Consider the following 21324-nt stretch of genomic DNA (forward strand, 5'->3'; position numbering starts at 1 on the left):
AACCGGCCTAAGCTACGGATGGATGATGAAATTTTTATGACGAATGCGGGGCGCATCGAGGAGCCGCACATGACCATCGAAACCTTCGGCGAACACGTCCGCATCGAAACTCAAAAGCGCGTAGCAATTCTCGTGCTTGACCGCCCGGCGCAGCGCAACGCCATCGACAGGCCCGTAGCGAATGCACTCGCAGCCGCCTTTGCACGCTTCGAAGAAAATCCCGCATGGCTCGCGGGCGTGCTGTACGGCGCGGGCGGCACGTTCTGCGCGGGCGCGGACCTTACCGCGCTCGCCGACCCCGAACGCCGCAATGAAATCCACGCGGACGGCAGCGGGCGAGGCCCCCTCGGCCCCACGCGCATGTCGCTCAGCAAGCCCGTGATCGCCGCGGTTTCAGGATACGCCGTTGCCGGCGGGCTGGAACTCGCGCTTCTCTGCGACCTGCGCGTGGTCGAAGAAGACGCTGTGCTCGGCGTGTTCTGCCGCCGCGTGGGCGTGCCGCTCATCGACGGCGGCACCGTGCGTCTGCCCCGCCTGATCGGCCTATCGCGCGCACTCGATCTGATCCTCACGGGTCGCGCCGTCGACGCGCAGGAAGCCCTCGCGTTCGGACTCGCCAATCGCGTAGTCGCAAAAGGCGGCGCGCGCGAGGCCGCCGAGCAACTCGCCGCGCAACTGGCAGCGCTTCCGCAAGCCGCGTTGCTCGCGGATCGCCGCTCCGCGCTCGAACACAGCATGCTGCCCGATATTGCCGAGGCGTTGCGCCGCGAAGGCGCGCTAGGCTATCGCGCGGTGCTCGACGAAGGGCTCGCACTCGCGGCGCGCTTCGCGGCCGGCGCCGGCCGTCATGGCGAGCCGTTCGAACCGTAGACCGCTGAACGAAAATCGCCCGTGACCCTCACGACAGGCGCTTAGGGCGTAAATGGTCACCACGCGCAGCGCTTGATTCTTGAAGGCGCGCGTGCAACCCACTACATTGAAATTCATCCGCGCCGCTGCCCCCGCCCCTGTCCCTGCCGCCATTTGTAATGACGCTGAGCCCTCTTGCGTCTAACGGCAATCTTCAGACGAACCGCCCCGGCGCTCCGTTCCCTGATGCCGCATCACGGGAGAGATCTCATGTCGACGGATCGAATCATCCGCTTTGCGGACTTCGAGCTCGACGTCGAGCGATACCAGTTACGCCGAGACGGTGCGGAGGTCCGGCTGGAGCGGCTGCCCATGGATCTGCTGATCCTGCTTGCCTCGCGCCGCGGCGAGCTGATCGCGCGCGCGGACATCGTCGACCGGCTGTGGGCCGGCAGCCCCTTTCGCGACACGGACAACGGCCTGAACACGGCGATCCGCAAGATTCGCATCGCGCTCGCCGACGACCCGGCCAATCCACGTCACCTCATCACGGTGAAAGGCAAGGGCTACCGGTTCGACGGCATCCGGCCCGAGTTGTCCGAGGATCACGGTGCGTCAGCCGCAGCGCGCGATTCGCACGCGCCGCGCGAGAGCGAGCACACGGCACCCGCCGTACGCATGCTCGTGCTGCCGTTCGACAACCACACGGGCGACGCGAGCCAGGAGAGCCTGTGCTGCCAGCTCGCCGACGAGATCTCAGTCACGCTCGGCGCGCTTAATCCGGAGCGTCTGCTCACGATCGCGCGCACCACGGCAGCGCGTTACCGCGCGACCGAAAAAAGCATCGGCGAGATCGCGCGCGAGCTGAAGCTCGACTACGTGCTCGAAGGCTCGCTCACGCGCGCGGGGCAGCAAACGCGCATCCTCACGCGTCTCATCCGCTGCGCCGACGAAGCGCAGATATGGAGCCGCGCGCACGAGAGCGCCACGCAAGGCGCACTCGACATCCTCAAGGAAGCGGTCGCGGCGCTCGCCGAAAACCTCGCGTCCACCCTTTCCGAGCAGCAGCGCAAGCGCCTCGAGCGGCGCCTGCCCGTCGATCCCGCCGCGCACGACGCGTATGTGCGCGGGCGTTTCTTCTGGTATCGCCGCGTGCATTTCGAAGCGGGCTTTTGCGCGCATCACGGCATCGACGGCGAAGACTTCGTGCGCAGCCGAACCTACTTCGAGGCCGCGCTCGAGCACGATCCGAGCTACGCGCTCGGCTATACCGGCCTTTCGAACTACTACGGATCGACAGTGGTGCACGGCTTCGTCGCGCCCGACGATGGCTGGCCGGTCGCGCGCTCGCTTGCCGAAAGCGCGCTCGAACTCGACCCGGACCTGCCCGAGGCGCATCACGCGCTCGCGGCAGTGCGCTACTTCTACGACTGGGACTGGGACCAGGCCGAGGCCGGCTTCAAGGAGGCGCTACGGCGCAACCCGAGCTACCCGGAGGCGCATCGGCTCTATGCGCGCATGCTCGTGGCGGCCGGCCGCCGCGCGGAGGGCGACGCCGCGATGGAGCGCGCCGAACGCATCGATCCGCTGGCGTTCCAGGGGTCGCGCGCGTTCGGCATGGTGATGTCGGGCAGGCATGCGGAGGTCGTGAGCGAATATCTCGCGCCGGGGCACATGGACCATTCGCCGCTCGTGTATCAGTTGCTCGCGACCGCCTTCGAAGTGAAGAAACTGTATGCGCAGGCCGTGGACGCCACCGTGGAGGCGCTCGAGCGCTGCAACCAGCAAACGCGCGCGACAACCATTCGCGCTCGCTGGGAAACGGGCGGCTATGACGCGGTGCTGCGCTGGTATCTGGAAGATCTGCTCGCGCGGCGGCGGGTCCGGTACACCTCGCCGCTACTCGTCGCCGAGGCCTATGCGCGCCTCGCGCAGCCCGACGACATGTTCCACTGGCTCGAAACGGCGCTGGCCGAACGCAGTTCGCGACTATGCGAGTTGCGCACGAATCCCTGGTTCGCGCCCTGGCGGCCAACGGGGCGCATGCGGCTCATCGAAAAGCATATTGGCGGCGGCCCGACACGCTAAGCGGTTGGTGCAAGTCGCGAGCGCGCGTCGCGTCGCCGTCCTGGAACGTCGGTCTGCCTTGTCTCTCTCAGTTCCCGTGATAGAGCCCTTCGCTCAGCGCCTTCTGCTGGCCCGATTGCTCGGAGCGCACCAGGTCCTGATAGACCTGCGCGTGCGTGAGCGCCATCGGCGCGCCCGCGGCGCCTGTCGACATCGGCGAGCCGCCCACGTCCTGCGCAGCCGGCGGTGTAGCGGCCTGCTGTGACTGGTCGTCGCTCTGCGACTGCGCCAGCGCGCTACCTGCGAAGAGGGCGACCGCTGCGGCCACCGCGATGCGTACTGTGATCATCGTGTTCATGTCATCGCTCCAGCAAGGTTGCGCATGTTCGGTTCCGTCATGCGCGGGACGGACGACGCGAGAGCGGCGCCCACCGGCGGGCGGGCCGGATGGGGAGCGGTTTCGCTCGTTGGATCGTGTAGCTATCGTGCGGCCCGCGAGCGCGTTGCGCCATGTACGTAACCTGTAGAAATCGTCAAGAAATATGAAGAAACGTTGAACGAGGTCCGACAAGAAAACCTGTTGTTTTCCCAACAGCGTTGAAAAGCGTGCCGTATGCGTTGTGTCAGGTTTCAGTACAATTCCGCGTTGACTTAAATAAAACGGCTTCGTGCTCAGGCCCGTCGCCGAACTGCGTCGACCCCACGCCATGCCCTTGCCTCTTCTCGCCCTTGCCGTTGCCGCCTTTGGTATCGGTACCTCCGAATTCGTCATCATGGGCCTGCTGCCCGACGTCGCGCGCGACCTGAGCGTCTCGATCCCGGCGGCGGGCATGCTCGTCTCGGCCTACGCGCTCGGCGTGACGATCGGCGCGCCCATCGTCGCCATCGCCATTGCCAATGTGCCGCGCAAGCAGGCGCTCATGCGCTTGATCGGCATCTTTATCGTCGGCAACCTGTTGTGCGCGCTCGCGCCGAACTATTCGATCCTGATGGCCGCGCGCATCGTCACCGCGTTCTGTCACGGCGCGTTCTTCGGCATCGGTTCGGTGGTTGCGGCCGGCCTCGTCGCGCCGAACCGCCGCGCCCAGGCCATCGCGCTCATGTTCACGGGCTTGACGCTCGCCAATGTGCTGGGCGTGCCGCTCGGCACGGCGCTCGGCCAGATCGCCGGCTGGCGCACGACGTTCTGGGCCGTGACGGCCATCGGCATTCTCGCGGCGGCGGCGCTGCAGGTGTGCCTGCCCGCGAAGATCGAAATGCAGAAGGCGAGCCTCGTGCATGAGTTCGGCGTGCTGAAGAATCCGCAGGTGCTCATGGTGCTCGGCATGAGCGTGCTGGCCTCGGCCAGCCTCTTTGCGGTGTTCACCTACATCACGCCGATTCTCGAAGACGTGACGGGTTTCTCGCCCCACGAAGTCACGTTCGTGCTGCTGCTCTTCGGCCTCGGGCTGACGGTGGGCAGCACGCTGGGCGGCAAGCTCGCCGACTGGAAGCTCATGCGCTCGCTGCTCACGTTCCTCGCCATGATCGCGGTGGTGCTCGCCGTGTTCTCGCTGACCATGCACGACCAGATCGCGGCCATGGCGACGATCTTCGTGTGGGGGATTCTCGCGTTCGCGATCGTGCCGCCGCTGCAGATGCTGATCGTCAACCGCGCGAGCGACGCGCCCAACCTCGCCTCCACGCTCAACCAGGGCGCGTTCAATCTCGGCAACGCGGGCGGCGCGTGGATTGGGGGCGTCGCGATCAGCGCGGGCGCGTCGCTCACGGCGTTGCCGTGGGTGGGCGTGGCCACCGCGTTCGCGGCGCTCGCGCTCACGCTGGTTTCGGCGCAGATCGACCGGCGCACGCGCCGCCGCGTGGCGGTTTCGGGGCCGACTTCCTGCGCGTGATGCCTTTCTGATGCAGGCCTGCGCGAAAGTGCGTCGCGTTGAGGCGCGCATGCTCAATGTGAGGCACAACTGCGCCGCGCGCGACACGCGCGCGTAGTAGCATCTCGCCCGATGAAAACCGTCCTCACCCGCGACTTTCTCGCGCTGATCCTGAGCGTGGCCGTGGTCGGCCTCGGCTCCGGCGCGACACTGCCCCTTACCGCCCTCGCCCTCACCGACGCTGGCTACGGCACCGCCATCGTCGGCCTGCTCACGGCCGCCCAGGCGCTGGGCGGCCTCGCCGTCGTGCCGTTCACCGCGTGGATCTCCACGCGCTTCGGCTCGCGCCAGGTGATTGTCGGCTCGGTGCTGAGCGTGGCCGTCGCGACCGCGCTGATGCAGACGAGCGCCGACCTGTGGCTCTGGGCCGTCCTGCGCATGCTCTGCGGCGCGGCGCTCATGCTGCTCTTCACGATCGGTGAAGCGTGGGTCAACGAACTCGCCGACGACTCGAACCGCGGCCGCGTGGTGGGCATCTACGCGACCACGTTCACGCTGTTCCAGATGTCGGGCCCGGTGCTCGTGAGCCAGATCGCCGGCTACACGGCATGGCGCTTCGCGATCTGCGGCGCGCTCTTTCTCATCGCGCTGCCGATGCTCGCGGCGATCCGCTCGAGTCCGCAGCAAACCGACATGCACGAGCCGCACGGAAGCTGGCGTCACGTGATGCCGAAAATGCCCGCGCTCATCATCGCCACGGGCTTTTTCGCGCTGTTCGACACACTCGCGCTTTCGCTGTTGCCACTCTTCGCGATGGGCCACGGCATCAACAGCGAAGTGGCCGTGCTGTTCGCCTCGGTCGTGCTGCTCGGCGACACGATCATGCAGTTCCCCATCGGCTGGCTCGCCGACCGGCTCGGCCGCGAGCGCGTGCATGCGCTCATGGGCGTGATCGTCGCGGTGCTGCTGCCGCTCTTGCCCTTCGTTGTCGATACGCCCTGGCTGCGCTGGCCGCTCCTCTTCGTGCTGGGCGCGGCGGCGGGCTCCATCTACACGCTTGCTATCGTTGCGTGCGGCGAGCGTTTCGGAGGCGTCGCACTGGTTTCCGCGAGCGCCCTCGTGAGCGCCGCATGGAGCGCGGCAAGCTTCGGCGGCCCGATAATCACGGGCGCGCTGATGGAGCACGCGGGCCGCGACGCGATGCTGTGGGTGCTGTTCGCGGGCGCGCTGGTGTTTCTCGGCGCGCTGCGTTGGGAACGTTCGCGGGGGCTCGCGCAAGCGCGTGCATAGCGCGAGCGAAAAAAACGGCCGATGCGCTTCCGAAGCGCATCGGCCGTTCTGCTTTTCAGACTTTCTGATTAACGCGCCTTTACTTCAACGCCGGCAGGATTTTGCCAACGCAGGCGCCAAAGCCCACGCGATAGCCATCGCCCTGGCACCAGCCCGCGAGCGTGAGTTCGTCGCCGTCCTCGATGAAGCCGCGCGTGCCGCCGCTCTTCAGTTCGAGCGGATGCTTCGCGTTCCACGTCAGTTCGAGCAGGCTGCCGAACGAGTCCGGCGTCGGGCCCGAGATCGTGCCCGAACCCATCAGGTCGCCCACGCGCGTGTTGCACCCCGCCACGGTGTGATGCGCGAGTTGCTGCGCCATCGACCAGTACATGTGGCGGAAATTCGTGCGCGCGATGCGCGTGGCCTCTTGAACGCCCTCGGGGCGCATCAGCACTTCGAGCGAAATATCGAACGCATGATCGCCTGCGTGGCGCAGGTATTCGAGCGGCTGCGGCTCCTGCACCGGCTGCGCGACTCGGAACGGCTCCAGTGCATCGAGCGTGACGACCCACGGCGAGATCGTGGAAGCGAAGGTCTTCGCGTTGAAGGGCCCGAGCGGCACGTATTCCCATTGCTGGATGTCGCGCGCGCTCCAGTCGTTGAGCAGCACCATGCCGAAGATGTGGTCCTCGGCGTCTTCGCACGCGATCGGCTCGCCGAGCGCATTGCCGCGCCCGATGATGAAGCCCGTTTCCAGCTCGATATCGAGCTTGCGGCACGCGCCGAACACCGGACGCTCCTGATCGGGCAGCTTCAACTGGCCGTTCGGGCGTCGCACCGGCGTGCCGCTCACCACCACCGACGAAGCGCGGCCGTTATAGCCGATCGGCATCTCCGACCAGTTCGGCAAGAGCGCATTCTTCGGATCGCGAAACATCGAGCCGACGTTCGTCGCGTGTTCCTTCGACGAGTAGAAGTCGGTGTAGCCCGGAATCTGCACAGGCAGATGCAGCTTCGCGTCGGCGAGCTTCACGAAGGCGCGCTCGCGCAACGCGGCGTCGTCGCGCAGCGTGGCCGTGTCGAGCGCGAGCAGCGACGAAAGCTGCACGCGCACGCTGCGCCACACGTCGCGACCAAGCGCGATGAAGTCGTTCAACGCGGGACGTGCAAACACATCCTGCTGCGCGCTCGCGGGCAAACGCAACAGCCCGGTTTCGTGCAGCACCGCAAGGTCGACCACGAAGTCGCCGATCGCCACGCCTACGCGCGCATTGGCATTGCCCGCATGGCTAAACACGCCGAACGGCAGGTTCTGGATCGGGAAATCGCACTGCGCGTCGTTCGCGCTTTCGACCCAGCTGCGGCGCCTGGCGTCGAGCGTCGCCTTGAGTTCGTCCGTCATGATGCTGTTCATTGCTGCTCCGGATTGAAGTGTTTCGTGAGGCCTTGCCAGCACTCGTAGTATTGCGCCTGCAGCTGGCTCGTTTCGAGCGCGTAGCGCGTCGGGCGGATCAGCGTGCGGGTTTCGAACATGAAGGCCATCGTGTCGCCGACCTTGTGCGGCTTCGTCGTGTCGGCATTCGAGGCCTTTTCGAAGGTCTCGGCATCCGGGCCATGACCCGACATGCAGTTGTGCAGGCTCGCGCCGCCCGGCACGAAGCCTTCGGCCTTGGCGTCGTACACGCCGTGCACGAGGCCCATGAACTCGCTCGCCACGTTGCGGTGATACCAGGGCGGACGGAACGTGTTCTCGGCCGCGAGCCAGCGCGGCGGGAAGATCACGAAGTCGATCGAGTCGACACCTGGCGTGTCCGTGGGTGCGTGCAGCACGAGGAAGATCGACGGGTCGGGATGGTCGTAGCTGATCGAGCCGATGGTGTTGAAGCGGCGCAGGTCGTACTTGCAGGGCGCGTAGTTGCCATGCCACGCCACCACGTCGAGCGGCGAGTGTCCAATGTCGGCGCGCCATAGCTGGCCGTTGAGTTTCGTGACGAGTTCGAACTCGCCTTCGCGGTCTTCATACGCGGCGACTGGTGTGAGGAAGTCGCGCGGATTCGCGAGGCCATTCGAGCCGATCACGCCGAGATCCGGCAGACGCAGGAGCGCGCCGAAGTTCTCGCAGATATAGCCGCGTGCTTCGCCATCGGGCAAATCCACCGTGAAGCGCACGCCGCGCGGGATCACGACGATCTCGAAGGGCTCGACGTCGAGGCGGCCCATCTCGGTGCGGATGGCAAGGCGCCCTTGCTGCGGGACGATCAGCAGCTCGCCGTCGGTGTTGTAGAAGAAGCGGTCCACCATCGGCCGGTTCGCCGCGTACAGGTGGATTGCGCAGCCACTCATCGAGGCCGCCGAGCCGTTGCCCGACATCGTCACCCAGCCGTCGATGAAATCCGTGGGCTCCGTGGGCATGGGCAGCGCGTCCCAGCGCAGCTGGTTGGGCGGCGTGGGCGGCACGTCGCCGAAGTCAGCGACGAGGCGCGGCGCGCCGTTCAAGGTGAGGCGCGCCGTGACCGGCGCAAACGGCTGATGCACGGCGCCCGGACGGATCCGGTAGAACCACGTGCGGCGGTTGTGCGAGCGCGGCGCGGTAAACGCGGTGCCCGAGAGCTGCTCGGCGTACAAACCATAGGCGCAGCGTTGCGGCGAGTTCTGGCCGTCGGGCAGCGCGCCCGCCAGCGCCTCGGTCGCGAATTCGTTGGCGAAGCCGCTCATGTAGCCGTGCTGGACTTCGGCTGGGTGCCGCAAGGGTGCGTTCATTGCTGTCTCTCCACGTTCTCGGGCCGTGACTTCAGGTCACGCGATTTACGGATAGTAAAACGAATTACGTTTAGTGAAATTAAGCGTAAACCCTGGCGAGGCGCCGATGGCCTCCAGAACGGGGGCGAACGGCCGATAACGTTATGACCAAACAGTCCATCCGGCGCGGCTGCGGGCTGCTACCATCGGGTCATGCGACCCCGTGTCGGGCTCGCACTTTTCATCCGCTCCCCGCGACATCACCATGATTGCTCCCACTATTCCCGAGCTCATTGCCCGCGCCGCCGACCATCCGTTTCTCGGCGAGCACCTGGCGATGGGCACTGGCGCGCACGCCAAAGAAGCCGTGGCGCGGCGGCGCGGCATGGAGCTATTGAGCGCCTATGAGCCGATTTACGACATCAGCGTGCACAGCGGGGCGCAGTCGCTCACCGCGGATCTCGCGATGGCCTCGCGCTTTGGCGACGAACTCGGCTATCAGGCGGTCACGCTGCGCGAGCAGAACGGCCAGCTCGCGCCCTGCGACGCATTCAGCGACACGCTCGACGATCCCGACCTTGTCGCGGTCGACCGGATGGTGCGCGCGCTGCATGCGATCAATTTTCTGGGTGGCCAGCAGCACGGGCTGCTCTTTCTGCGCGTGCACGAGCGGCTCCTGAAGAGCGTGAAGTACGACCATGGGCGGCATTTCTCGAACGTGCTGGTGTCGTTCGGGCTTAATCCCGGGCGCATCGTGATCGAGCTGCCGGCGGCGGCGGTGGCGCACCGCACGTTCCTCGGCTATCTCACGAAGAGCTATCAGCGGTACGGGTTCAAGGTGGCGGGCAATCTGCCCAATGCCGGGCAGATTCTTTCGGTGTCGGATATGCCGCGGCCCGACTTCGTGAAGATGGATGCGGCGTCTGCGCTGCGCGATTCGATGGTCAAGCCGCTCGTGAGCTATGCGGCGCGGCTGCGCATTCCGCTCATTTTCAACCGTGTGGCCGATGCGGCGCAGTTCGAGCAGTTGCAGCAGTACGACGTGCGCTTCGTGCAGGGGCCGGTGTTCGCGGCCCAGGACAAGGTGGTTTGAGGGTCGTGATGCAGGCGCGGCGAACGGCGCCTGAGAGGCCTCGATCTGGCCTCGACTTTTGCCTTAAAGGCTGATGGGTTCCTGCTCCAGCTCCACGCCGAAGCGCGCGAGCACGTCGCGCTGGATTGCTTCTGCGAGTTCGAGAATGTCCGCGCCGGTCGCGCCGCCCCGATTGACGAGCACGAGCGCTTGGCGCTCGTGCACCGCCGCCGCGCGCAGCGTACGGCCCTTCCAGCCGCACCGGTCGATCATCCAGCCAGCCGCGAGCTTTACGCGCCCGTCGGCCTGCTGATACGAAACGATCTGCGGTTCGCGCACGACGAGCGTATCGAACTGCTCCGCTTCGATCACTGGATTCTTGAAGAAACTGCCGGCATTGCCAAACTCTAGCGGGTCAGGCAACTTCGCGCGTCGCACCGCTACCACGGCGTCGAACACGGCACGCGCATGCGGCGCCTCGCCGGCGCGGTGCTGCGCCAGTTCGCGCGCGAGATCGGCATAACCCGCGTTGGCCTGCCACACCTTCGGCAGGCGGAACGTGACCGAAGTAATGACGAAGCGATCACGCCCTTCGCGCTTGAAAAAGCTGTCGCGATAGCCGAAGCGGCAGGCAGCCGCGTCGAACTCCATAGCTTGCCCCGTTTCCATCTCGATGGCCCGCACCGAGACGCAGCGCTCAGCCATCTCGAGCCCGTAGGCGCCGATGTTCTGAATGGGCGCCGCGCCCACCGTGCCCGGAATCAGCGCCAGATTCTCGAGGCCCGGCATGCCCGCTTCAAGCGTCCAGGCTACAAAATCGTGCCAGTTCTCGCCCGCGGCCGCTTCCACGTACCAGGCGTGGCTGTCTTCGTGGGCTACGCGCTTGCCGGCCAGCGCCATGAGCAGCACGAGACCGTCGAAGTCGCGCGTGAGCACGACATTGCTGCCGCCGCCCAGCACGAGCGTACGCAAGCCCTGGGCGCGCGGATCGCGCACGGCGGCGGCGAGATCGGCCTCGCTTTCGATCCGGCAGGCGTAGCGCGCGCGCACGTCAAAGCCGAACGTGTTGTGCGCGCGCAGCGCAAAGCCGGCGGCGAACCACACGGAAGACGTAGCGACGGGCGTTTGGACGGCAGGCATCGGGGAAGAACTGAACACGGACAGCAGACGGAAAAAGGCCGGAAGAGCCGCCGGCGGACACCTTTGCACCGCGCATTACCGCGGATTTCGCCACCGGGCGGCGGCAAGCCGCCTTGGGCAAACGCAACGGCGCCGGTAGAATGGCGTCGGTCCGTGATTATAGCGAGTGCGCGAACCGCTGCCTGAAAATGCGGCTGCGGGCCGCGGGCGCGCAGTTTGCATAGCGTTTGCATAGCGATCCGCCCCGCCGCGCAGCTCGTACTTTTTTGGAGAAAGCAATGCCATCGTTTGACGTCGTCAGCGAAGCCAACATGATCGAAGTGAAGAACGCCGTGGAGCAATCCAACAAGGAGATCTCCACGCGCTTCGACTTCAAGGGCTCGGATTCGCGCGTCGAGCAAAAAGAGCGCGAGCTGACCGCGTTCGCCGACGACGACTTCAAGCTCGGCCAGGTGAAGGACGTGCTGGTCTCGAAAATGGCCAAGCGCAATGTGGACGTCCGCTTCCTCGACTACGGCAAGATCGAGAAGATTGGCGGCGACAAGGTCAAGCAGGTCATCACCGTGAAGAAGGGTGTGTCGGGCGACCTCGCCAAGAAGATCGTCAGGCTCGTGAAGGACAGCAAGATCAAGGTCCAGGCCAGCATCCAGGGCGACGCCGTGCGCGTGACGGGCACCAAGCGCGACGACCTGCAAAGCGTAATCGCCATGCTGCGCAAGGACGTGACCGACACGCCGCTCGACTTCAACAACTTCCGCGATTAAAGCGGGTTAAAGCAAGCGGACTAAAGCGACAAATCCATTGCATGGCGGGGCGGCTCGGGCCGCCCCGTTTTCGTTTCGCACACTCCCTTCGTCTTTTCTCGCGCTCAGTCCGCCGTCACCACGAGCGGCATGAGCACCTCGCCGGTTTCCAGCAGTGTCTTGAGATTCGAGAGGATGCGCGGCCAGCCGCCCGCCACCTTCTCGATGAAGATCGATCCCGGCCGCGCCATGCTGTGCGTAATCGTGAGCTTGACCGCGTACTCAACGGGCTCGATGTCGATCGTGCAGTGCGAATCGCCCTCGGCATGGAGTTCGGAGAGGAACATGTTGCGCCAGCGCAGCACGAGCCGGCGCGGCGGATCGGACTCGACCACGGCGCCCGAGTCGGCGATACGGCCGTCGGCAAAGCGCAACGACCACGGCGAGCCCGTTTGCCAGTCGCATTCGTGATGCATGCCGAACCAGTAGCGCTCGGTGAACTCGCGGCTCGTGAGCGCCGTCCACAACGCTTGCGGCGTGGTGCGGATGAACGTGACGTAGACGAACGTCGAGTCGCCAGCGGCACTGCCAGGCGCGTGCTTTTCGCTACTCATGGCTGTCTCCTTCGAGTGAACGTTTGAGGTCGACGAGCGCGCCCACGCGCTCGTGCTCGAACTTGCCGATCCACCGGGCCGCAATCTCGCCGATGGGCACCGGATTGATGAAATGCCGCTTCTCGCGTCCATGCCGCTGCGTGGCGACGAGACTCGCCTCCTCCAGCACAGCGAGATGCTTCGTGACCGCCTGGCGCGACATGGCCAGCCCCTGGCATAAATCGGTCAGCGTCTGGCCGTTTTTCGCATGGAGGCGGTCGAGCAGTTGACGGCGGCTCGCGTCCGCCAGCGCACGGAATACGGTGTCGTCGTTCATGCGTTAATTATGCAACCATATGGTTGCATGTCAAGGTAAAAAGAACGACGCCGCAGCGCCGTTCTCTCTGCTCATTGCGCTCCTGCGCCTCAATCGAGCCTGAACTGCCCGACCGCATCCGCGAGATTGGCGGCCTGGCCGCGCAGCGCCGCCGCGGCAGCCGTCGACTGTTCGACGAGCGCTGCGTTCTGCTGAACCATCTCATCGAGCTGGCTCACCGCGCGGTTCACTTCCTGGATGCCGCGCGTCTGCTCGCTGGCGGAGTTGGTGACCTCGGAGAGGATAGTCGTCACGTTCGAGACATTCGCCACGATCTCATCCATCGTCGAGCCCGCGCGGCGCACGAGCTGCGAGCCCGAAGTCACGCTGGAAACGGTCGATTCGATCAGCCCCTTGATCTCGCGCGCCGCTTGCGCGCTGCGCTGCGCGAGACTGCGCACCTCGCCCGCCACCACGGCGAATCCGCGGCCCTCCTCTCCGGCCCGCGCCGCTTCGACCGCCGCATTCAGTGCGAGGATATTGGTCTGAAAGGCAATGCCGTCGATCACGCCGATGATGTCCGCGATCTTCACGGACGCCTTCTCGATGTCGCCCATCGTGTGCACCACGTCGCCGATCACCGAGCCGCCGCGCGAGGCCGCCTGCGACGCCGTGGCCGCCGTCACGTCGGCCTGCTGCGCCGCGTTCGCCGACTGCGCGACCGTCGCCGTGATTTCCTCCATCGACGCCGCCGTCTCTTCGAGGCTCGCCGCCGCCGACTCGGTGCGGCCCGAGAGGTCGACGTTGCCCGCCGCGATCTCGTCGCTCGCCGTGCGCACCGATTCGCTCGCGTCGCGGATGTGACGCATCACGTCGCGCAGCTTGTCCATGAACGCGTTGAACGAACGCGCGATCTGCGCAACTTCGTCGTTGCCCACGGCGGGCAGCCGCTTCGTGAGATCGCCTTCGCCAGCGCTGATCGCGTCCATCGCGTCGCGCACGCGCGAGAGACGCTGGAACGACACGGCCGTGGCCGCCGCCACGATCGCCGCGGCCGCCACCGCGATCACCACGAGCGCGATGAGCGACGCCGTGAGCAGCGAGCGCATGGCCGCCGTCGCATCGGCGCGGTCGAAGGCGACGACCACGCGCCAGTCGGTACCCGGAATCGTTTGCGCGCGCATCAGCTTGATGTCGCCGTTCACGTCCACCTTCAACGGTGCGGTGGCCGAGAACAACGCGTTCAGGCGATCGCCGGCCAGTTCAGGGGCGAGTTCCGATACAGGCTTGAGCGTCAGCTTGGGGTCGGGGTGCGCAACGATCGCGCCGCTCGCGTCGACAAGCATGCCGAAACTCGCCGGCGTGGGATGAATCGAGCGGACGTTGTCGATCACGCTGTCCATCGCCACGTCGCCGGAAATCACGCCCTTCACCGCGCCGTCGCGGATTACGGGCTCGGCGAACGCCACCACGAGCTTGCCCGTGCCCACGTCCACGTAAGGCGGGGTGACGACGGCCTTGCCCGCCGCGACGGCCTGCTTGTACCAGGGGCGGCCGGTCGGGTCATAGTCGGGCGGGATGCCGGTCGGATCGGAAAACTTCGCCGTGCGGTCGGCATAGCCCACGTAGACGTTGGTGAAGCCGCCCGCCGCCGCGATCTGCTTGAGCGCCGGCACGGGGTCCGGCCCGAGCACGGCGTCCTGCAGCGAGTCGATCATCCGCACGTGCGTCGCGACCCAGTCGGCAACGCCTTGCGCGTGGCTATCTTCGAGAGCCGTAAGCGTGCTGTCGATCGAATCCCTGTTGTGCGAGTTGGCGACGAAATAGTTAAGCGCCGTATTCGCGGCAAGCGCGGTCACGACAATGACAACGCATAGCGCGACGATGCGCGCGCGGATAGTGGAAAACATCGGAGGGGAATGCCGTGTGGGAAGAAAGGGGGAAGCCATCATGCCTGATCTGGAACTATCAGGGATTACGGCAAACCACACGGTGTTCTTGAGGGCGCAACCGCAGAAGATGCGCCTTGAATCGCTTACTTACAAGAAGTTGGCGGAGGATAAACGAAATTATCAGACAAATAGATTGCAACCATCGCGCCGGTTTACCGGGTAACTACTTGCCGGCGCCCGCAGCCTTCTTCTCGCCGATCCGGCTCTCCTTACCCGCGATGAGCTTGGAGATGTTCGCGCGATGCCGCCAGAACAGCAGCACGCTCATGGCGAGGATGGCGAGCGCGACAATGCGCGGGCCGAACATGAACACGTAGTAAAGCGGCGCGAACACGGCGGCCGCCAGCGCCGCGAGCGACGAGTAACGCGTGAAGAACGCGACGATGAGCCAGGTGGCGAGCGTGGCGACGCCGAGGATCGGATTCACCGCGAGCAGCACGCCGGCCGCGGTGGCGACGCCCTTGCCGCCCTTGAAGCGGAAGAACACCGGATACAGGTGGCCGAGGAACACGGCGATCGCGGCGAGCGCGACAGCTGCGTCGCCGAGACCGTAGCGCGGACCGAAGTGCGCGACCAGCCAGACGGCCAGCCAGCCCTTGAACGCGTCGCCGATCAGCGTGAGGATCGCGGCCTTCTTGTTGCCGCTGCGCAGCACGTTGGTCGCGCCGGGATTGCCGGAGCCGTAGGAGCGAGGATCGTCGAGGCCCATGAAGGCGCTCACGATCACGGCAAACGAAACCGAACCGATCAGATAGGCGAGAACGGCGACGAACAGGTTGGACATGCACGAAACCCGAAGGAAGTGGAACGATGCGCGCCGGGCCATGGCCGCCCGGCAACGCGCGACGGCGCTCATTCTACCGAAGCACGGGCGCGCCCTGCCCGCACCGACGGCACAACCCCGCACAAACCAGGGTAAATCAGGGAAATAACGGGAACGGACGGGAAGACGGCGAGCGGGCGCCGCGCGTTACTCGACGCTCGCGCATTGCACTGGCTTCGCGTTCAGGAGCGTCGTGAGCACTGCTGGGGCGAGGCTCACGAGATAACCACGACGGCCTCCGTTGAGCCAGATCTCGTCGAGTTCGAATATGGTCGATTCGACATACACGGGCATGGCCTTCTTCGTGCCGAAGGGCGAGGTGCCGCCCACCAGATAGCCCGAATGACGGTTCGCGACTTCGGGCTTGCACGGCTCGATGCGCTTCGCGCCGATCTGCCGCGCGAGATTCTTCGTCGACACCTTGCGGTCGCCGTGCATGAGGACGATGAGCGGCTTCGCGTGCTCATCCTCCATCACGAGCGTCTTGACGACGCGATGCTCGTCCACGCCGAGCTGGCGCGCGGATTCTTCCGTGCCGCCATGCTCGACATACTCGTAGGGATGCTCGCCGAACGCGACGCCCGCGCGGCGCAGCATCTGCGTGGCGGGCGTTTCGGACACATGTTTCGTTTTGCTCATCGGCGCATTGTAAGCGGAGGACTCGCAATGGCCGCGCCACCACGTTTGCCAGAATCACCCGCGCGGATGATGCTTCGCGTGCAAGAGGCGCAGCCGCTCGCGCGCGACGTGCGTATAGATCTGCGTCGTGGAGATGTCGCTGTGGCCCAGCAGCAGCTGCACGACCCGCAAGTCCGCGCCGTGATTGAGCAGGTGCGTGGCGAACGCGTGGCGCATCGTGTGCGGCGAGAGCGGCGCGTGCACACCGCCCGCCGCCGCGTGGCGCTTGATGATGTGCCAGAACTGCTGGCGCGTCATGCCTTCGGCGCGCGCGGTCACGAAGAGCGCGTCGGTCGTGCGAGCGCCGAGCAGCGCTGGCCGCGACTCGCGCAAGTAGCGCTCGATCCAGGCGTGCGCCTCCTCGCCGAACGGAATCAGCCGCTCCTTGGAACCCTTGCCGAGCACACGTACGACGCCTTCGTTCAAGCCCACCTCGACGGTCTTGAGCGTGACGAGTTCGGTCACGCGCAGGCCGCTTGCGTACATCAGCTCGAGCATCGTGCGGTCGCGCAGGCCGAGCGGCGTCTCTACATCGGGAGCGCCTAGCAGCGCCTCGACCTGCGCCTCGCTCAACGTGGACGGAAAGCGCGGCGCCTGCTTCGCCGACCGGATGCGAACGGTCGGGTCCGAGTGCACGCGCTGCTCACGCAGCGCCCAGCCGTAGTAGCGGCGAAACACCGAAAGGCGCCGGTTCGCCGAAGTGGATTTATCGTCCTTGCGGCGCGCGCTGTAGGCGAGCAAGTCGTCTTCGTGGGTCGTGTCGAGCGCGTTGAAGCGCTCGCGCGCGAGCCATTGCGCGAAGAGGCTCAAATCTCGCCGGTAGGCGTCGAGCGTATTGCGCGAGAGGCCGTGCTCGAGCCACATGGCGTCGCAAAACGTGTCGATGGCGGTGTGGCTCGAGGCAAGCGCTTCGGCCGCGGCGGGATCAAGCGCCTGTTGCGCCTCGTCGGCGGCATCGCTTGCGGCAAGCGGCGGCGGATTCGTCGTCATCGTCATCGTGTCAGCGCAGTTGAAATCGGTTCGACGTGCATTCGTGGGCGAGCAGCCAGCGCTTCACGTCGCGAAAGAAGCCTTCGCCGCCGTGATGCGCGAACCCACCGAGGCCGCTCGCCGACACCACGCGATGACACGGAATCACGAGCGGAAAGGGATTGTCGCCGCACGCCTGGCCCACGGCGCGCGGGCTGAGCCCGCCAATGCGCTTCGCGAGTTCGCCGTAGGTGAGGACTTCTCCCGCCTCGATTGCGCAGATGCCGTCCCACACACGCCGCTGGAATTCGGTGCCTAGCGGTGCGAGCGGCAGGTCGAAGCCGGCGTCGGCGTTCTCGAAATACTGCCCGATCTGTTCGGCCGCGCGCGCGGCGAGTTCGCAATCGGGCTCGACGCTCGCCGTGTGCCCCGGCAGATAGACGATCTCGCCCAGCGCTTGCCCGACGGTGCGGATACCGACCTTGCCGAATGGCGCGTCGATCACTGCGTTGAACATCGTCGTCTCCTTCGTGCGCGAACGTTGCACGCCATGGTGCCGCGATGCGCGCGCGATTTCCAGTGCGCCGTCGTTCAGTTTCATGTCCATGTCCGCCTCTGCCGTTTTCATTTGCATCAAGCCGCTTCGAGCGCCCAGCGCACGTGCTCGCGCACGATCGCCGACTCGTCATGCTCGCGCTCGCGCAATGCCTGCACGATCGCAGCGCGCGCCGCGTCGCGGGCGGTATCCGCGCCTTCGTGCGTCCTCGCGCGCAGCGCATTGCCCATCGCCACCGCGATATTGCGCGACCAGCTTTCGTAGCCGATGCGCCGTATCGCGCTGCCTTGCATGCGCTCGTCGAACTGCGCTGCGCTCCATGCGAACAGATCGACGAGACTCGCACGATCGAGCCCATGACGCACGTCGAAATCGGCGACGGGCGCGGCCTGCGCGAACTTGTTCCATGGGCACACGAGCTGGCAGTCATCGCAACCATACACACGATTGCCGATCAGCTCGCGCAGTTCCAGGGGAATGCTGCCCTTCAATTCGATCGTCAGATAGGAGATGCAGCGGCGCGCATCCACGCGATACGGCCCGGTGATCGCACCCGTCGGGCACGCGTCGATGCAGCGCGTGCAACTGCCGCAATGCGCGCCCGGCGTTTCGGGTGCGGCGCTGGCTGGGTCGTCGGCATCGGTGGGCAGCGGCACGTCCACGTAGATCTCGCCGAGAAAGAAGAGCGAGCCCGCGTCGCGTTGCAGGAGCAGCGTGTGCTTGCCGCGCCAGCCCACGCCTGCCTTCTGCGCGAGTTCGACTTCGAGCACGGGCGCGGAGTCGGTGAACACGCGAAAACCGAACTGGCCGATCTCGGCCTCGATGCGTTCGGCAAGCTGCTGCAGCCGCGCGCGCAACACCTTGTGATAGTCGCGCCCGCGAGCGTAGATCGACACGACGGCGGCATGCGGGTCGGTCAGACGCGCGTGCTCGCGCAGCCGCCAGTCGGCGTGAACGCTCTCGTGGGCAACGTTCGTGCCAACTTCGGTGGCAACTTCGGTGCCAGCGCTCTCGCTGCGATCCGGGCCAGCTTGCGAAGCACTTTCGCGCGTCTTTCCCACTGCATTCGGCTTGAGCGTATCGATGGGCAAATAGGCCATGCGCGCGGTGATCACGCGTCGCGTGCCGGCCACAAGGTCGGCTGGCCGCGCGCGTTTCATCCCATGTTTGGCCATATAATCCATCTCGCCGTGGCAGCCTGCTTCGAGCCACGCGGCGAGGCCCGCCTCGGCATGGGAAAGGTCGGTGTCGCTGATACCGATCGCACCGAACCCCAGCTCGCGCCCCCACGTCCGGATGCGCGCCGCGAGCGCGGCGAGCGCCGCCTCATCGAGCAGCATGGCCTGCTCAACGGCCGGCGCAGACGACTCTCGCGGCGCATGAGCTTGAGCACGCGCTTGAGCGGACGTTGGGTCGAGCGCCTCCGAAGACGCTCGCGCATCCTGCGCGGAGTTGGAAGGGGAATGCGTGGGGTTCATCACGTCATTTTACGAGAATGCCCGACACGCCCGGTCACGACCACGCGCCGCTTTTGCTTGATCCATCAGCCGACGTTCTCCTCGAGCGTCGTTTCGATCTGGCAGATGCGAACGCCACCGACGCCTTCGGCGCACGCTTCGCGCACGCGCTCGATTCGCTGCGCGCAAATGTTGCGCAAAGCGGCGCGCAAGATCACGCAGCACCTCCCTTTCACGGCCTGCACGTGCAGTTGCACGGCGACCTCGGCGCGGGCAAGACCTCGCTCGTGCGCGCCACGTTGCGCGCGCTCGGCCACGCGGGCCGTGTGCGCAGTCCCACCTACACGCTCGTCGAGCCCTACACGGTCGCAACGCCGAATGGGGAACTCCAGCTGTATCACTTCGATCTGTACCGTTTCAGCGATCCGGCCGAATGGGCCGACTCGGGCTTTCGCGAATACTTCGCGCAAGGTGCGGTGTGCCTCGTCGAATGGCCGCAACGCGCGGGCGGCCTTCTCGGCGTACCCGATCTCGTGTTCTCGCTCGAGCCGGATGCAAGCGGCGAAGGCCGCGTGCTCACCGCCTACGCATACAGCGCATCAGGAAAGGCATGTCTAGAAAGATGTTAATCAAACCGTTCCGCTCGATCGAATCGGCCGCCACCGCCACGCACAACTGGCGTCGCCGGCAGATTCTGAAGGCGGGCGCCTCCACGCTCGTGCTCGGTCTTGCCGTGCCGCGCCTCGCGTGGGCCACTTCGGTCGTCGGCGTGCGTGTGTGGCCCGCGCGTGACTACACCCGCGTCACCATCGAATCGGACCAGCCGCTGCAGAACGCACAGCAACTGCTGCAAGGCCCCGATCGTCTCGTCGTCGATCTCACCGGGCTCGATCTCGACGACGCGCTCAAGAACCTCGTCTCCAAGATCACGCCGAACGATCCGCAGATCCAGGCCGTGCGTGTGGGCCAGTACCAGCCGCACGTGGTGCGCATGGTGTTCGACCTCAAGGGGTCGGTCAAGCCGCAGGTGTTCGCGCTTCAGCCGGTGGGCTCGTATAAGTACCGGCTCGTGTTCGACCTGTACCCGGCGGTCGCACCCGACCCGCTGATGGACCTGCTGGCCCAAACCGAGCGCAAGCAGCAGCAACTCGATGCGCACCAGACGATGAAGGACAGCGCGCAGCCTGCCACGCCGCCCACGCTCGCGGGTCCGAACACACCGCCCGCGCACGACAATAGCGACGCGTTTTTCGAGCGCTACGCGCAGAACGACGCGCTCGGCTCGCCCAGCGCGCCGCGGCCCACGCCGCCGGCGCCGCCTGCGGCGGTCGTGCCGCGTCCGGGCAAACCTGCCGTGCCGAAGCCACCCGTCGTCGCCCAGCGCAACAACGACGATGGCGACAACCCAAGCGCCAGCGCCGACGACAACTACGGTTTCACCGCGCCGAAGTCCACCAAGGGCGGCACCACGCGCCTGTTGACCGTCGCGATCGATCCGGGCCACGGCGGCGAAGACCCGGGCGCCATCGGCAGCGCGGGCACCTACGAGAAGCACGTTGCGCTCGACATCGCGAAGAAGCTGCGCGCGAAGATCGACGCCCAGCCCAACATGCGCGCAATGATGACGCGCGACGCCGACTTCTTCGTGCCGCTGAACGTACGCGTGCAGAAGGCGCGGCGCGTGGGCGCGGACCTTTTCGTCTCGATCCACGCCGACGCGTTCACCACGCCCGAGGCGCGCGGCTCATCGGTGTTCGCGCTTTCGGAGCACGGCGCGACAAGCGCCGCGGCGCGCTGGATGGCGAACAAGGAGAACTCTTCGGACCAGATCGGCGGCATCAGCGTGCAAACGGCCGACGCCGCCGTGAACCGCGCGCTCTTCGACATGTCGACGACGGCGCAGATCCGCGACTCGCTGCGTTACGGCGGCTTCGTGCTCAACGAGGTCGGCGATATCAACAAGCTGCACAAGGGCTCAGTCGAGCAGGCGGGCTTCGCGGTGCTCAAGGCGCCCGACATTCCGTCGATCCTCGTGGAGACGGCCTTCATCAGCAATCCCGAAGAAGAGACCAAGCTCAACGACGACGCCTATCGCGACAAGATGGCGAACGCGATTCTCAAGGGCATCAAGCGCTATTTCGCGGCCAATCCGCCACTTGCGAAGAGCCGTATGACCTGAGGCCCGCGAGCCTGGCATCCTGGAAAGCGCCGCGCACGCCTTCGGGCTGGC

At 66.0% G+C, this 21324-nt stretch carries 20 protein-coding genes; 8 read left to right on the top strand and 12 right to left on the bottom strand.

Translation table 11 applies throughout. The annotated features are described in order from the left end of the window. Nucleotides 1–69: 69 nt before the first annotated feature. Both JMY28_RS01930 and JMY28_RS01935 read left to right on the top strand, forming a co-directional pair. Nucleotides 70–870 carry a crotonase/enoyl-CoA hydratase family protein gene (locus JMY28_RS01930; RefSeq protein WP_201694072.1) on the top strand — a complete coding sequence of 267 codons (801 nt, stop codon included), beginning with the start codon at nt 70–72 and terminating at the stop codon, nt 868–870. A 249-nt stretch (nt 871–1119) separates the two neighbouring features. Further along, entirely contained in the window at nt 1120–2937 is a 1818-nt protein-coding gene (locus tag JMY28_RS01935; protein ID WP_201694078.1) for a winged helix-turn-helix domain-containing protein, read from the top strand. Nucleotides 2938–3004: 67 nt separating this feature from the next. Here JMY28_RS01935 and JMY28_RS01940 read toward each other — a convergent pair whose 3' ends face one another. Beyond that, nucleotides 3005–3274: a hypothetical protein gene (locus JMY28_RS01940; protein ID WP_236596650.1), complete on the bottom strand. Its 270-nt coding sequence runs from the start codon at nt 3272–3274 to the stop codon at nt 3005–3007. Nucleotides 3275–3623: 349 nt separating this feature from the next. On the opposite strand from JMY28_RS01940, the gene JMY28_RS01945 reads away from it, so the two are divergent. Together JMY28_RS01945 and JMY28_RS01950 are read left to right on the top strand one after the other, a co-directional pair. Beyond that, a complete protein-coding gene (locus tag JMY28_RS01945; protein WP_201694079.1) occupies nt 3624–4808 on the top strand; it encodes an MFS transporter in 1185 nt (394 codons plus the stop codon). Between the two features lie 111 nt (nt 4809–4919). Continuing rightward, nucleotides 4920–6077: an MFS transporter gene (locus tag JMY28_RS01950; protein ID WP_201694080.1), complete on the top strand. Its 1158-nt coding sequence runs from the start codon at nt 4920–4922 to the stop codon at nt 6075–6077. A gap of 79 nt (nt 6078–6156) precedes the next feature. On the opposite strand, the gene fahA is transcribed toward JMY28_RS01950, so the two are convergent. Continuing rightward, complete coding sequence (gene fahA / locus JMY28_RS01955) at nt 6157–7470, bottom strand: fumarylacetoacetase (protein WP_201694082.1); 1314 nt, start codon at nt 7468–7470, stop codon at nt 6157–6159. After that, nucleotides 7467–8816 carry a homogentisate 1,2-dioxygenase gene (gene hmgA / locus JMY28_RS01960; RefSeq protein ID WP_201694084.1) on the bottom strand — a complete coding sequence of 450 codons (1350 nt, stop codon included), beginning with the start codon at nt 8814–8816 and terminating at the stop codon, nt 7467–7469. Before hmgA ends, fahA begins: the two co-directional genes overlap by 4 nt. A gap of 244 nt (nt 8817–9060) precedes the next feature. Here hmgA and JMY28_RS01965 point away from each other — a divergent pair, with 244 nt between their 5' ends. Then, on the top strand, nt 9061–9888 hold the full coding sequence (locus JMY28_RS01965; RefSeq protein WP_201694086.1) for an EAL domain-containing protein: 828 nt from the start codon (nt 9061–9063) through the stop codon (nt 9886–9888). Nucleotides 9889–9951: 63 nt separating this feature from the next. Here the strand turns inward: JMY28_RS01965 and murB are convergent, their stop codons facing one another. Further along, nucleotides 9952–11007, bottom strand: coding sequence for a UDP-N-acetylmuramate dehydrogenase (murB, locus tag JMY28_RS01970; protein ID WP_201694093.1), 1056 nt, complete (start codon nt 11005–11007; stop codon nt 9952–9954). Nucleotides 11008–11285: 278 nt separating this feature from the next. Here murB and JMY28_RS01975 point away from each other — a divergent pair, with 278 nt between their 5' ends. Next, the gene (locus JMY28_RS01975; RefSeq protein WP_158757064.1) at nt 11286–11771 is read left to right on the top strand and encodes a YajQ family cyclic di-GMP-binding protein; all 486 of its coding nucleotides are present in this window, start codon (nt 11286–11288) and stop codon (nt 11769–11771) included. 104 nt (nt 11772–11875) lie between these two features. Here JMY28_RS01975 and JMY28_RS01980 read toward each other — a convergent pair whose 3' ends face one another. From JMY28_RS01980 to queG, 8 genes are all read right to left on the bottom strand, one after another. Next, a complete protein-coding gene (locus JMY28_RS01980) occupies nt 11876–12364 on the bottom strand; it encodes an SRPBCC family protein (protein ID WP_201694095.1) in 489 nt (162 codons plus the stop codon). After that, nucleotides 12357–12680 (bottom strand): ArsR/SmtB family transcription factor, encoded by a 324-nt coding sequence (locus JMY28_RS01985; protein ID WP_201694097.1) that lies wholly within the window; start codon nt 12678–12680, stop codon nt 12357–12359. The genes JMY28_RS01980 and JMY28_RS01985 overlap by 8 nt, the downstream gene beginning before the upstream one ends. Nucleotides 12681–12769: 89 nt before the next feature. Continuing rightward, on the bottom strand, nt 12770–14569 hold the full coding sequence (locus JMY28_RS01990; RefSeq protein WP_201694099.1) for a methyl-accepting chemotaxis protein: 1800 nt from the start codon (nt 14567–14569) through the stop codon (nt 12770–12772). Between the two features lie 205 nt (nt 14570–14774). Beyond that, nucleotides 14775–15395 carry a glycerol-3-phosphate 1-O-acyltransferase PlsY gene (gene plsY, locus JMY28_RS01995; protein ID WP_201694101.1) on the bottom strand — a complete coding sequence of 207 codons (621 nt, stop codon included), beginning with the start codon at nt 15393–15395 and terminating at the stop codon, nt 14775–14777. A gap of 186 nt (nt 15396–15581) precedes the next feature. Next, a complete protein-coding gene (gene ybaK, locus JMY28_RS02000; protein WP_201694110.1) occupies nt 15582–16073 on the bottom strand; it encodes a Cys-tRNA(Pro) deacylase in 492 nt (163 codons plus the stop codon). Between the two features lie 54 nt (nt 16074–16127). Then, nucleotides 16128–17102 (bottom strand): site-specific tyrosine recombinase XerD, encoded by a 975-nt coding sequence (xerD, locus tag JMY28_RS02005; protein ID WP_201694112.1) that lies wholly within the window; start codon nt 17100–17102, stop codon nt 16128–16130. A 10-nt stretch (nt 17103–17112) separates the two neighbouring features. Beyond that, nucleotides 17113–17598: a methylated-DNA--[protein]-cysteine S-methyltransferase gene (locus JMY28_RS02010; RefSeq protein WP_201694590.1), complete on the bottom strand. Its 486-nt coding sequence runs from the start codon at nt 17596–17598 to the stop codon at nt 17113–17115. 116 nt (nt 17599–17714) lie between these two features. After that, nucleotides 17715–18977 carry a tRNA epoxyqueuosine(34) reductase QueG gene (gene queG, locus JMY28_RS02015; RefSeq protein ID WP_236596651.1) on the bottom strand — a complete coding sequence of 421 codons (1263 nt, stop codon included), beginning with the start codon at nt 18975–18977 and terminating at the stop codon, nt 17715–17717. A 155-nt stretch (nt 18978–19132) separates the two neighbouring features. Here queG and tsaE point away from each other — a divergent pair, with 155 nt between their 5' ends. Together tsaE and JMY28_RS02025 are read left to right on the top strand one after the other, a co-directional pair. Further along, entirely contained in the window at nt 19133–19723 is a 591-nt protein-coding gene (gene tsaE, locus JMY28_RS02020) for a tRNA (adenosine(37)-N6)-threonylcarbamoyltransferase complex ATPase subunit type 1 TsaE (protein WP_201694122.1), read from the top strand. Further along, the gene (locus JMY28_RS02025; protein ID WP_201694124.1) at nt 19705–21273 is read left to right on the top strand and encodes an N-acetylmuramoyl-L-alanine amidase; all 1569 of its coding nucleotides are present in this window, start codon (nt 19705–19707) and stop codon (nt 21271–21273) included. The genes tsaE and JMY28_RS02025 overlap by 19 nt, the downstream gene beginning before the upstream one ends. The last annotated feature ends 51 nt before the right edge of the window (nt 21274–21324 follow it).

The organism is Paraburkholderia hiiakae (assembly GCF_904848665.1).
Classification (GTDB): Bacteria; Pseudomonadota; Gammaproteobacteria; order Burkholderiales; family Burkholderiaceae; genus Paraburkholderia; species Paraburkholderia hiiakae.